General features: G+C 50.0%; 10 protein-coding genes. 8 read left to right on the top strand and 2 right to left on the bottom strand.

Annotation, left to right across the window (positions count from 1 at the left end; genetic code table 11):
* Positions 1–19 precede the first annotated feature (19 nt).
* The 5 genes from minD (at position 20) to EZMO1_RS08555 (ending at position 6,217) form a co-directional block, all read left to right on the top strand.
* Positions 20–829 carry a septum site-determining protein MinD gene (gene minD / locus EZMO1_RS08575; RefSeq protein WP_034874169.1) on the top strand — a complete coding sequence of 270 codons (810 nt, stop codon included), beginning with the start codon at positions 20–22 and terminating at the stop codon, positions 827–829.
* 3 nt (positions 830–832) lie between these two features.
* The gene (gene minE / locus EZMO1_RS08570; protein WP_034874170.1) at positions 833–1,087 is read left to right on the top strand and encodes a cell division topological specificity factor MinE; all 255 of its coding nucleotides are present in this window, start codon (positions 833–835) and stop codon (positions 1,085–1,087) included.
* A 170-nt stretch (positions 1,088–1,257) separates the two neighbouring features.
* Positions 1,258–2,337, top strand: coding sequence for an efflux RND transporter periplasmic adaptor subunit (locus EZMO1_RS08565; protein ID WP_034874171.1), 1,080 nt, complete (start codon positions 1,258–1,260; stop codon positions 2,335–2,337).
* On the top strand, positions 2,334–5,429 hold the full coding sequence (locus tag EZMO1_RS08560; RefSeq protein ID WP_034874172.1) for an efflux RND transporter permease subunit: 3,096 nt from the start codon (positions 2,334–2,336) through the stop codon (positions 5,427–5,429). Before EZMO1_RS08565 ends, EZMO1_RS08560 begins: the two co-directional genes overlap by 4 nt.
* A gap of 179 nt (positions 5,430–5,608) precedes the next feature.
* Positions 5,609–6,217 (top strand): MarC family protein, encoded by a 609-nt coding sequence (locus tag EZMO1_RS08555; protein WP_034874173.1) that lies wholly within the window; start codon positions 5,609–5,611, stop codon positions 6,215–6,217.
* Here EZMO1_RS08555 and EZMO1_RS08550 read toward each other — a convergent pair.
* Positions 6,214–7,323, bottom strand: a complete 1,110-nt coding sequence (locus tag EZMO1_RS08550; protein WP_034874174.1) for a tRNA-queuosine alpha-mannosyltransferase domain-containing protein — start codon at positions 7,321–7,323, stop codon at positions 6,214–6,216. The genes EZMO1_RS08555 and EZMO1_RS08550 overlap by 4 nt on opposite strands.
* Positions 7,324–7,370: 47 nt before the next feature.
* Here EZMO1_RS08550 and EZMO1_RS08545 point away from each other — a divergent pair, with 47 nt between their 5' ends.
* The 3 genes from EZMO1_RS08545 to EZMO1_RS08540 all read left to right on the top strand — a co-directional run bounded on the left by EZMO1_RS08545 (position 7,371) and on the right by EZMO1_RS08540 (position 11,657).
* Positions 7,371–8,675 (top strand): M18 family aminopeptidase, encoded by a 1,305-nt coding sequence (locus tag EZMO1_RS08545; protein ID WP_034874175.1) that lies wholly within the window; start codon positions 7,371–7,373, stop codon positions 8,673–8,675.
* Positions 8,676–8,881: 206 nt separating this feature from the next.
* A complete protein-coding gene (locus tag EZMO1_RS26650; RefSeq protein WP_160174028.1) occupies positions 8,882–9,058 on the top strand; it encodes a hypothetical protein in 177 nt (58 codons plus the stop codon).
* A gap of 472 nt (positions 9,059–9,530) precedes the next feature.
* Positions 9,531–11,657, top strand: coding sequence for a carboxy terminal-processing peptidase (locus EZMO1_RS08540; RefSeq protein WP_034874176.1), 2,127 nt, complete (start codon positions 9,531–9,533; stop codon positions 11,655–11,657).
* Positions 11,658–11,712: 55 nt separating this feature from the next.
* On the opposite strand, the gene EZMO1_RS08535 is transcribed toward EZMO1_RS08540, so the two are convergent.
* Complete coding sequence (locus tag EZMO1_RS08535) at positions 11,713–12,051, bottom strand: hypothetical protein (protein WP_244886734.1); 339 nt, start codon at positions 12,049–12,051, stop codon at positions 11,713–11,715.
* Between the last annotated feature and the right edge of the window lie 580 nt (positions 12,052–12,631).

Below are 12,631 nucleotides of genomic sequence, written 5' to 3'. Positions count from 1 at the left end.
AGTATTCAGGAAGTTTAACTTGGCCCGTATCATCGTTGTTACCTCAGGAAAAGGAGGTGTTGGTAAAACAACGACCAGCGCCTCATTCGCCACCGGCCTGGCTTTACAAGGGCATCGCACCGTCGTTATTGATTTTGATGTAGGTCTCAGAAATCTGGATCTGGTCATGGGATGCGAACGACGCGTTGTCTACGATCTGGTGAATGTCATCAATGGCGAAGCAGCACTGCATCAGGCTCTGATTCGAGACAAACGCTCAGAGAACCTTGCCGTCCTTCCTGCTTCCCAGACACGTGACAAGGAAGCATTAACCAGAGACGGAGTACAGGCAGTGCTGGAAGAACTGGCCAAAGACTTTGAATACATCGTGTGCGATTCCCCCGCCGGTATTGAACACGGCGCCCTGATGGCACTCTACTTTGCTGATGAAGCCATTATTACCACCAACCCTGAGGTGTCGTCTGTCAGAGACTCTGACCGCATCCTTGGTATTTTGCAAAGCCGTTCCCGTCGGGCGGAGCAAAATATGGAGCCTGTAAAAGAGCGGCTGCTACTGACCCGCTACAACCCGGAGCGGGTAGAGCGCGGTGAAATGCTGAACGTGGAAGATGTCAAAGACATTCTGGCCATTCCTTTGCTGGGGGTTATTCCGGAGTCATTGACTGTACTGAAAGCTTCTAACCAGGGCATTCCGGTCATTCACCAGCAGGACAGTGACGCAGGTCAGGCTTACAAAGATATGACCGAGCGTTTCCTTGGTACAGATATCCCTCACCGCTTCCTTGAAGCACCGAAAAAAGGCTTTTTACAAAGGATGTTCGGGGGTTAATACATGAGCTTGCTTCAGCTTTTCCGTAGCAATAAAGAAGACAACAGTGCAGCGACAGCTAAGGAACGTTTACAAATTATTGTCGCCCATGAACGCATGAGCCGTTCCTCCAAGAATGTCCTGCCAGCCATGCAGAAAGATATTCTGGACGTTGTGCGCAAGTATATTTCAGTCAGTGAGGATGACATTTCCATCAAACTGGATCGCGAAGGCGACTACTCCATACTGGAAGTCAACGTACAACTACCTGACACATAAGGGTCATCCACAGGCATTAATCTTGCAGACCTTTACAATCCGCAATGTACCTCCTAACGCCGCAAAAGTTACACTTTGCGGCAGTTCGCATGCAGCCTTGGGGCTACGCCCGTAACACTCTGCACAATGTTTTATGAAAAATAAGCCACACACAGCCTCTGCCGTACAACATGTTCAAACCCGCTAAAACTATTGCAGTCTCGACGCTGGCGACAGTGCTCGCCTTTACCATGCCGATCAAAGCCCATGCCAGAAGTGCATCCGGCCCGATTCCCAGTGTGACCAGCATTTCGGTGGTCATCCAACCCATTGAGCGCAACCTCCACTCTCTGGGCACATTAAGAGCCAACCAGTCCATCGACCTTGCCTCGCAAACCGGAGGCCGGGTCACGGCTTTGAAGTTTGACGATGGCATCGCCGTTGAACAGGGTGATGTATTACTGACTCTGGATCATAAAGAGCAGGCCGCCCGGGTTCAGGAAGCAGAAATCAACCTCAAGGATGAAGATCGCCAGCTGGATTACATGATCAGACTGTTTGAGAAGCGCGCAGTCTCTCAGGATGAGTTGGCAGCCCAGGAAGCCCGGGTAGAGCGCGCCAGGGCTAATCTGGAATCCCAGACCGCCAACCTGGAGAACTACACACTCACAGCACCCTTTGACGGGGTTCTGGGTTTTAGCGAGCTGAGCACCGGAGCCATGATCAGTGCCGGGCAGAACATCACTACACTGGATGACCTGTCCAGTATGAAACTGTACTTTGACCTGCCCGAAAATACCTTCAGCGAGATCGCCACCGGCACTTTGATTAATGCCACCACCGATGCATGGCCCGGCATTCAGTTCAGTGGTGAAATCGACTCCATTAATCCACGAATCGACCCACTCAATCTGACATTTTCGGCACGAGCCACACTGCAAAATGAAGATGTACGACTACGCCCGGGTATGCTGATGCGATTGAACGTCGCCCGACCCACACAGGACTCCCTGGTGATTCCGGCTCGAAGTGTTCTGTTTGATGGCAACGACCAATACGTTTACCTTCTGGACGAAGAAGGCATTCCACAACAACGGTTTATTGAAACCGGCATTATTCTTGAGAGCAAAATAACGGTCACCAGCGGCCTGCAGGAAGGTGACAGCATTGTTGATCAGGGCGTCGTAAAAGTCACGGCAGGTCGTCCGGTAAGAGTTCTGAGCACAGAAGTCGCAGAGACCGGCGAGCCTGCTGAGGACGTCCGTTCATGATACTGTCTGATCTGTCTGTTAAACGACCCGTGTTCGCCACTGTGGTCAGCCTGTTGCTGATCACCTTTGGTATCGTTGCCTTCACTCTGCTGCCTATACGAGAGCTGCCGGATATCACAACGCCCAGGGTATCGGTTCACACAAGCTATACCGGGGCATCAGCAGATGTCGTCGAGTCCAAGATCACCAATGTGCTTGAAGACCGCCTGGGAGGGATCGACGGCATTCGTTCCATTGAAAGCCAGAGCATGCACGGCGTTTCACGAATCACCGTTGAATTTTCCACTGAAACCGATATGGAAGTCGCTGCCAACGACGTACGGGAAGCCATGTCCCGTGCCAGCTGGCGACTGCCCGACGAGGCGGAATCACCCATTGTCTGGAAAAACAGCGGTACCGGCGAATCCGTTCTGAACGTTACCCTGCAAAGCGAAACCCTGTCGCCAGTAGAGCTCACCGATTATGCGGAACGAACCCTGCAGGACCGGCTGAGTCTGGTGGATGGCGTCAGCTCTGCCGACATATACGGCGGTCGTCAGTATGTCATGCGTATCGATCTTGACCCTATTGCCATGGCTGCACGACAACTGACAGCCACCGATGTGCAAAGCGCCCTGCGCCGCAATAATATTGAATTGCCAGCAGGTACCGTTAAAGGCGACCAGCGTTCTATACCGGTGAGAGTATTGCGTGAGTATGACGACGCTGAAGCGTTCCGCCGTCTGGTGATCCGTCAGAGCGGCACATCAACGGTTTATCTGGAAGACATTGCCACTATTGGCACCGGCCCCAAAGTAGAAGAAAGCCTTTCGAAAGTGGACGGCAAAAACGTGGTGACCATTGGTATTGTGCCCATTTCAAACGCCAATCCACTGGAGGTCATTAACAACGTTAAGCGTGAAATGGCGGCTTTCGAACCCTTCCTGCCAGAAGGCACAACACTGGGCACAACCCACGATTCCTCTATCTTTATCCAGGGCGCGATTGACGAAGTATACACGACACTGGCGATTACTATCGCACTTGTTATTCTGGTGCTGTATATCTTTCTGGGTAATGCCCGCGCGACGCTGATTCCAGCGGTTACAGTGCCGGTTTCACTCATCGCCGCGTTTGCCGTTATCTGGGTCATGGGCTTTTCCATCAACATCCTGACCCTGCTGGCTCTGGTTCTGGCGATTGGTCTTGTGGTCGATGACGCTATTGTTGTGCTGGAAAATATCCATCGGCACCTGGAAATGGGCAAACCATCTCTGTTCGCCGCATGGCATGGTGCCCGCGAAGTGGGTTTTGCGGTCGTTGCCACCACTGTGGTACTGGTAATGGTGTTTGTGCCTGTCGTCTTTATGGGCGGCATGGTCGGCATTCTGTTCCGTGAATACGCTCTGACACTGGCAGGCAGCGTCTGCTTTTCAAGCCTTGTGGCACTGACCCTGTCACCGATGATGGGCTCCAGGTTCCTGAAACTGAACACCAAACCTTCTCGCCTGAACCAGTTCACCGAACGTCAGTTGAATAAACTGGAAAACGGCTATGAACGTCTGGTGACCGTGTTTGTTCGTCGTAAACTGCTGGGGCTGACTATCCTGATTGCTTCGGTTGCCTCCTCTGTCGTTCTCTACAACATGGTGCCGAAAGCCTTTATGCCCAGAGAAGATCGCGGCAGCATGTTTGTGATCATTCGAGGTCCGGAAGGCTCCAGCTATCCAGCCATGAAAGAAGCCGCCGAAGAGATCGAGGCCGTACTGCTGCCGAAAATCGGCGATGGCGCCATTGATTACTCCTACCTGCAAACCCCCGGCTGGGGTGCGATGGGCGACAACTCGGGCATCATGATTCTCGGCTTCAAAGACTGGAGCGAGCGGGGCATCAGTGTGTTTGAATTTTCCGATATGATTCGTGAAGAGTTTGCACAGATTCCTCACGTTCAGGCATTCCCGATTGTTCGCTCTTTTATGGGGGGCTCCAGCAATCCGGTGCAGTTTGTTATCGGCGGCGGATCATTTGATCAGCTGGTTGAGTGGACCGACCTGCTGATGGAACTGGCAAAAGAAAACCCCGGCCTGTCGGATCTGGATGTGGATTTCAACCAGAACCAGCCACAGATGGAAGTATCTATCGATCGGGAAAGAGCCCAGCAATTAGGCGTATCAGCTGAAGAAATCGGCAACACGCTGGAAATCATGTTGGGCGGCAAAAACATCACCACCTTTATGGAACGCGGTGAAGAGTACGATGTGTTTGTCCGGGGCATTGAAGAACAGTTTTTATCGGCAGATGACCTGTCACAACTCTATGTTCGATCTGCCACTTCCGGACAATTTATTCGCCTTGATAACCTGGTAAGCATTCGTGAAGTCGGCAAATCTGCACGACTGCGTCACTATAATCGCAACCGTGCCATCACCCTGTCTGCCAGTCTGCAGGACGGTTACTCTCTGGGTGAAGCTCTGGATTATCTGGATCAGCTGGTGGTTGATAACCTGCCCGCCGAGGCCATTATCAATTACAAAGGCGAATCACTGGAGTACCGCAGCAACCAGAGTTCCATTGCCTATGTTTTTGCACTGGCTCTGATCATTGTTTTCCTGGTACTGGCGGCACAGTTTGAAAGCTTTGTGCACCCGTTGGTGGTTATGCTGACCGTACCTCTGGGTATTGCCGGCGCTTTGGGCGGATTGCTTCTGACCGGTGAAAGCCTGAATATCTACAGCCAGCTGGCACTGATTATGCTGATCGGTCTGGCAACGAAGAACGGTATTCTTATTGTTGAGTTTGCCAATCAGTTACGCGACCAGGGTCTGGCATTTGAGCAAGCCGTTATTCAGGCGGCCAGGCAGCGTTTACGCCCGATTCTGATGACCGCATTCACCACCGTTGCGGGTTCTGTCCCCCTGCTGTTGGCCAGTGGTGCTGGCTCAGAATCCCGTTATGCCATTGGTATTATCGTTTTCTTTGGTGTACTGGTTTCCAGCCTGCTTACCATCTTCGTAGTACCGTCAATGTATGCCCTATTGGCTCAGAAGACCCAGTCTCCTGAGTTCGTCAGTCACCAACTGGAAGAACAGATTGCTCAACAGGCGGCAGCCTGAAGAATCTGTCAGGGGCTGTGCACTTCAGTACAGCCCCTGCCCTTCATGCACAAGCTGTGAAATCTGACCACGCCCACCAACCTTGAAAAATCAGCACCTTCCCCAACATAATCGGTTCCCGGTTGTTTATTCTTCATTGCAACCACTCGTACTGTTTGCCATTGCCGTAAGAGGTATTCATGATCGATCTTTTAGCCACCTTTATTTTCTTTTTTGCTGTCATTGACCCCATTGGTACTGTACCGGTTTTTATAGCGGTCACCAGTCGGTATGACGAATCGCTGAAAAGAAAAATTGCTGTAAGAGCAGCACTGGCTTCCGGATCGATTCTGATCTTTTTTGTAATGGCGGGTGAAGTCATTCTGAAAATCATTAACATCCCTCTTTCGGCTTTTCAGATTGCTGGCGGGATTGTCCTGTTTATTTTTGCCCTGTCCATGATCTTTGGTGAAAGCAAGCCGGAAGAAGAAGTCAAAATGGCAACCTCTGCCACAGAAAAAGCCATCTTCCCTCTGGCAGTGCCGTCCATCGCCAGTCCGGGAGCCATGCTGGCCGCGGTTCTGCTCACAGAAAACCACCACTACAGCGTGCTGGAACAGGCACAAACCACCGCAATTATGATATCGGTGTTGTTTATTACCTTGTTGCTGATGCTCGGAGCCAGTAAGGTCCATCGATTTATAGGCGACAGCGGTGCCAGCATCATCAGCCGGGTCATGGGCTTGATTCTGACCTCTGTCGCCGTTGCCAATGTACTGGCAGGCATTAAAGAGTACTTTCTGCTTTAGAAGCTGTTCACAACCTGAAGCATTTGCTCCAAATAATCGTGTCTGAGATTTGACCAGCGATAGTGATCAACACTGGGCGGCTGAGCGCTTTCACTGCCAATCAGCTGCATGTGTCGTTCAATCACATCAGCAGCTGCAACGGCCTCAGCCAACACATCATCGCCGCAGTCCGGATAGATATACTGCGAATCAAACAGTTCCGGATACACTTCCCGATCGGGCAGCACCGGAACACAACCGCTGGTTACGGCTTCAAGAATGGAAACACCCTGAAATTCATGAATAGCCGTCGAAAGAACGATATCCGACTGACGCAGCCAATGCAGATAGTCTTCCCTGCTACTGGCGTAACCAAATTGATCAAGACGGTGACTGAACACTTGCCCGATAAGATCGAATTCCATGGGCGTATTTCTGAATCGTTGCCCGAGAATACACAGCCTGAAATCCAGCTGACGCCGTTCAAGTTCCTGCAGCACCGCCAGTAACCGGTCACCACCCTTGTCATACTCCCATCGTGCAGCCCAGACAATACGCACCGGTTTGCTAACAGCCTTACGATGAGAGCCGCAGCGCGGGAAGACTGTATCTGGCAGAGGCACAGGCAAAACCGCAGACCTCTGCCGCAATCGATCAATAACCGATAACGGCACATGATCAGGCAGTTTCTTCAGCAACCGTTCAGCACCTTTAAAAAAAGTATCCCGGTTATAAGTCGTATTAAACAACACCCGATCAGCTGCCAGCGCCGTGTAAAGATTCAACATTAACGGTTCAACATTAGCCTGCTGATCGTCGGACTGAGGATAGGCAAACTGGTTTTCATGGTAGTAACAGAGCGTTGGTACTTTCGCCAGGCCGGGCACCATTCCTTTTAAGGCAGACAGGTCAGTCATTGACGTACAGATCAGCAAATCATAGCTCTGCTCCAGCACCTCCCGTTGTCCAAATGCCCAACTCAGACTATTGCCACGCAGTCGCCAGCTGAAGTAACGGGCTGGCAGTGTTAACACTGTCCAGTTAAATTGAGGAAATGCTTCAACCAGTCCTTTGCGCCAATAACGATGGCTCATGGCATCGTAGGCAGACAGCAGTAATATTTTCATGAATAATAACAAGTTCGCTGGCACACCAGCTGATATCAGGAGTCTCTATGAGTCAAACACCCTCTCTCCAGCAGAACTTTAACCAGAATCTGGTCGAGTTCTTGCGGGAGTCCCCCACCCCTTACCACGCCGTTAAAAACATGGTTGCCAAGCTGGAGCAGCACGGCTTTGTGCAACTGAACGAATCGCAAGCCTGGCAACTGAAAGACAATGGTCGTTATTATGTGACTCGTAACGACTCATCCATTGTTGCTTTTACCAATGGCAACCACCAGCAAGGCTTTCGTATGGTGGGCGGGCACACCGATTTTCCCTGTCTGAAAGTCAAACCTCAACCTGAATTGCACAAACACCAATACCTGCAACTGGCGGTTGAAGTTTACGGCGGAGCGTTGTTAAACCCATGGTTTGACCGCGACCTGTCCATAGCCGGACGCGTTTTTTATATTGATACTGCCGGTGAACTGAAATCCAGCCTGATTAATTACCGTAAAGCCGTCGCTTATATACCCAGCCTGGCCATCCACCTTGATCGGGAAGCCAACAAAAAGCGCAGTGTTAATCCGCAGACGGATATTCCACCCATACTGTGCCAGCTGGGCAAAGACGAAAAAGCCGACTTCCGCGCCCTGTTAAAAGAACAGTTAGCAGAAGAAGGTGTCACTGACGTTACGGAAGTACTGGAGTATGACCTGAGTTTCTACGACACACAGGGCGCTGCCATCATTGGTTTGAAAGACGAGTTTATTGTCAGTCAGTCGCTGGATAATCTGCTCAGCTGCTACGTTGGCATGACCGCCATGATTGAAGCACTTGATAATAGCTCCGCTCCTATGGTGCTGGTGTGTAATGATCATGAAGAGTGCGGCAGCCAGTCTGCAACCGGCGCTCAGGGTCCTATGCTGAAAACCATTCTGCACCGGGTAGCAGGTTCCACTGAAGCTCTGGCTCAGGCCATTGCCCGATCCATGATTATCTCGGCGGATAATGCCCATGGTGTTCACCCTAACTACGCTGACCGTCATGAAGGCAACCATCAACCGCTGCTGAACAAAGGTGCCGTTCTGAAAATTAACGCCAACCAGCGTTACGCTTCCAACGATGAGACCTGCGCCCTGTTTGGTTTGCTGTGTCGCGAAGCCGGTGCCGACTATCAGTACTTCGTCACCCGAACCGATCTCGCCTGTGGCAGTACCATTGGCCCTCTGACTGCCGGAGAGCTGGGGATTCGGACACTGGATATAGGTCTTCCCACTTTTGGCATGCATTCCATCAGGGAGACCGCCGGAACCCGCGATGCCTTCCAGTTGAATCAGGTGTTACAACGCTTTTTTGCGAAAGATCAAATCTGATTTGTTACAACCCGGTGCAGTTGCTGCTTTCAAGCTGGCACCGGATTGCATCCGGTTACAAAACGAACACGCCAATTACATTGTCTTGCAGAACATAATCAACAGTCGCAGATTAAGTACAAATCCAGAGTTCCGAAGCCAGATGAGCCTGTTAACCTAGAAAATGCACAGTAAATCAAACGAAAGTGCAAACAGCGGAACTGATTATGAAATACCAGCATAGAATCCCGGCTCAGCATCATCCTAAAAACGCTCTGTCCACCACGATTCAGGGTGACAAAGGAGACCAGTACAACAAGCTGAAACCGCTGCTGAAAGCCTCGTCGAGCATTCCCGCTGCGCGACAGGATGACTCTACCTGTTTTGTTCGCGGGTATAACTGAATTTACAGCTGGATAGGGGAAGGCAGACGTCTTTCCCTGTCACGTTAAAGCACCCTTCCTGCATTCCTTACCAAGTTCTTACGAAAGCAAGTTGCCCACTCCTATGGCATACCTGTATTCTGTTTCTGTAAGCGGTCTATGACTGTTTACTTAGTGCTTCAGTCTGTCAATGTCGAAAAATAAGCAGAAGGACTCGTCATCTGCCTGCAAGGTCTTTCGGGCTGTTGTATGTTTTAAGCACTCAGCGGTTACGCTGATTAGCCGACATGAAATTATTAGGACTTATGTCCCATGAATCAGTCATTGATGAGCAGTCTGCTATCGGATGAGAACGACAAAGATGACAAACCATCTGCCAATGCTTACTGATTCAAAGTGTATAGCCAAGGCGTTATTTATGCTGTTTGCATCTCAGGAAATCAGCGCCCGGAGCTGTTTGATACCGACAATACGACACGGAGCTTCATAATCCATGATACCGACCCTGCAACTTGCAAGGAAATACACATCGGTTTTCATTGCACTGTTCACAGCCATCTGTCTGGCCACCAGCCCGGTTTTTGCTGCTGACCAGAATCTGGAACGGGAACTGGAAGACCTTTCCCCGACACTGCAGCAGGCCATTGCCAGTGTGAATGTCGTACAGCTTCTGTCCAGAAATCACTATCGCAAACTACCTGTTGATCAGGAAAACGCCGACAAGGTGTTTCAACGCTATCTTGATCGACTCGATCCTAATCGCAGTTTCTTTCTGCAAAAAGACATTGATGAGTTCCAACGCTATCGCGAGAAACTGGCCAGTTCGCTTAAAAGCGGCGACCTGAAGCCTGCTTTTGAAATGTTTAACCGTTACCGTGAACGCGCTGGTGACCGGGCACGTTACCTTCTGACAAGGGTAGATAAAGGCATTGGCAGCATCAATCTGAAAACCGATGCCGAACTGGTGGTGGATCGCAAAGACTCGCCCTGGTTAACCGATGAGAAAGCCCAGCGTGAACTGTGGGATCAACAGCTAAAAGACAGCATTCTGTCTCTCAAACTCAGCAATCGTACCGACGATGAAGTGATCGAGCAGCTCAAGCGCCGCAACACCAACCTGCTTCGCCGCCTGCACCAGAGCAAAAGCGAAGACGCATTCCAGACTTACATCAATGCTTTCACCAGCATTTTCGACCCACACACCCAATACTTTTCACCCCAGACCGCAGAAAACTTTGACATTAATATGAGCCTGTCGCTAGAAGGCATTGGCGCTGTTCTGCAGTCAGAAGACGAATACACCAAGGTGGTTAGCATAGTACCGGGCGGACCGGCCGATCTGGCAGGGCAATTAAAACCTGGTGATAAAATCGTCAGCGTAGCTCAGGGCAAAGGTCAGCTTGAAGACGTGGTAGGCATGCGACTGGACGACGTTGTGAAGCTGATTCGCGGTAAAAAGAAAACACTGGTACGTCTGGAAGTCATTCCCGGTGCCAGCCAGAGCCAGACCACCCGGATTTACGACATTGTTCGCGATAAGGTGAAACTGGAAGAACAGGACGCCAGCAGCAAAATTATTGAAGTCAAAGACAAAGGCGTCACCCGCAAACTCGGTGTGATTGAAATTCCAACCTTTTACATTGACTTCCGTGCAGCACAGGCCGGTGACCCCAATTACAAAAGCACAACCAGAGATGTACGCAAGCTGATTGAAGATCTGAAGAAGCAAAACATCGACGGTCTGGTTATCGACCTGCGTGCCAACGGTGGTGGCTCGTTACAGGAAGCCAACGAACTGACTGGTTTGTTTATTGGCAAGGGTCCAACGGTGGTAGTGCGTGACAGCCGTGGCAGAATGGACAAGCAGGAAGATCCTGATCCCAGACAAGTATACGACGGACCAATGGCCGTCATGGTGGATCGACTCAGCGCTTCCGCGTCAGAAATCTTTGCCGGAGCCATTCAGGATTATGGCCGCGGCATTGTGATCGGCAGCCAGACTTACGGAAAAGGCACCGTACAGAGCATTCAGCCACTCAACCACGGGCAACTGAAGCTGACTCTGGCGAAATTCTACCGGGTATCGGGTCAAAGCACCCAGAACCAGGGTGTACTGCCGGACATCAGTTATCCATCACTGTATGAAGCGCGGGATATCGGCGAGAACAAACTGCCAGACGCCTTGCCCTGGGACACCATCAATCCGGTAAAATTCCAGCGCTACGGCGATCTGAATGCATACTTCCCTAAACTGGAGAAAAAGCATCAACAGCGCACCCGAAACAATCCGGATTTCGTTTACCTGAATGAAATGAAAGATTATCTCACCCGCTATGAGAACAAGACAAAAGTTTCACTGAATGAAGAGAAACGTCGGCTGGAAGTTCAGTCCATGCGCAGCCAGCGCCTTGCTATCGAAAACCGTTTGAGAAAAGCCAAAGGAGAAGAGTTGCTCAACAATCTTGATGAGCTTGAAGAAGCTGAACAGGCAGCCCTGAATAAGAAGGACAAAAAAGACCAGAAGAAAGAAGCCGACGCCTTTGTGAAAGAAGCCGGTGAAATTCTTAATGATATGATCCGCCTGAAAAAGCAGGCCATTAAGCCTGCACAGGCCGCCTGAAACACTCTTTCACCAAAGGGCAGTTGTTAGTTATAACAACTGCCCTTTTTTCTAATTAAAACTGGTGAAACTCTCTTAAAAAACCCTTTCGGCTCTGAATGAACTTTCTATGTTTCGGATGATCCAGTGAGCGCTTTTTCTCTGTAAAAGCGGGTGCAATAACACCCCAGTTTGATGTTCTAGCGAAATAAACGACTACATCAACGTTCTTATCCAGCCATTGATTATGCACAACCTGACTGCTGTTATTCTCTATGGTTTTAACCTGAATTCGATAGAAGTGTGGCCCATCAGAAATAAGGATATCGGTGCAGTGCCCATTATCCAGCACCGGCAAAAAGACCTGCCAGCCATCCATCATCAACCAGCTAACCAGCGTTTTCTCATACGACATATTTTTTAAAGTCTGATGCGTTCCCTGCCCGGTATGAGTCATTCTCCTTGGCATAATAGCTTTCCAAATTGCTTTGTCTTTCTATCAGTCTTTTCGGCAATGTGGTAATAGCTATTAGCCTGACCTACCTGAGGACCACCATAGCTGCAGACAAACTGGAGCATTTTGAATAAATCACTTTCAGCTCTCCGAATAATAGAATTTTTTCTACAGAACTAACCTTATGGACATTTATACATCTATGTATTCTTATACCAATCAAAATAATTAGCTTCTTGAGGAGCCATAGCCTTTATGCCCTATGGATAGTAGCTATGGCGACGAATGCCAACGCAGAATAACCGGCTGAAAAGGCAACGCAATAGAATAACTAATTATTGCGATTGGTATTACAGGCATAGGAAGAGAGTATCAGGAGATAGGAGCAGCTCACAAAGCCACTAAAACGCACTGAATAATAGAGCGGCTGGTCACTCTAATCCAAAAACAGAAAAACCCTAACGACAGATGTCGCCAGGGCTTTAAAATATGGCGGTGGGATGGGAACCTCAAAAAAATTCTTCTGATAATCGCTCAAAAC

Source organism: Endozoicomonas montiporae CL-33 (assembly GCF_001583435.1).
In the GTDB taxonomy this organism is placed as follows: Bacteria; Pseudomonadota; Gammaproteobacteria; order Pseudomonadales; family Endozoicomonadaceae; genus Endozoicomonas_A; species Endozoicomonas_A montiporae.
Note: the sequence above shows the minus strand (reverse complement) of the source record. Positions and strands in the feature narration are given on the sequence as shown.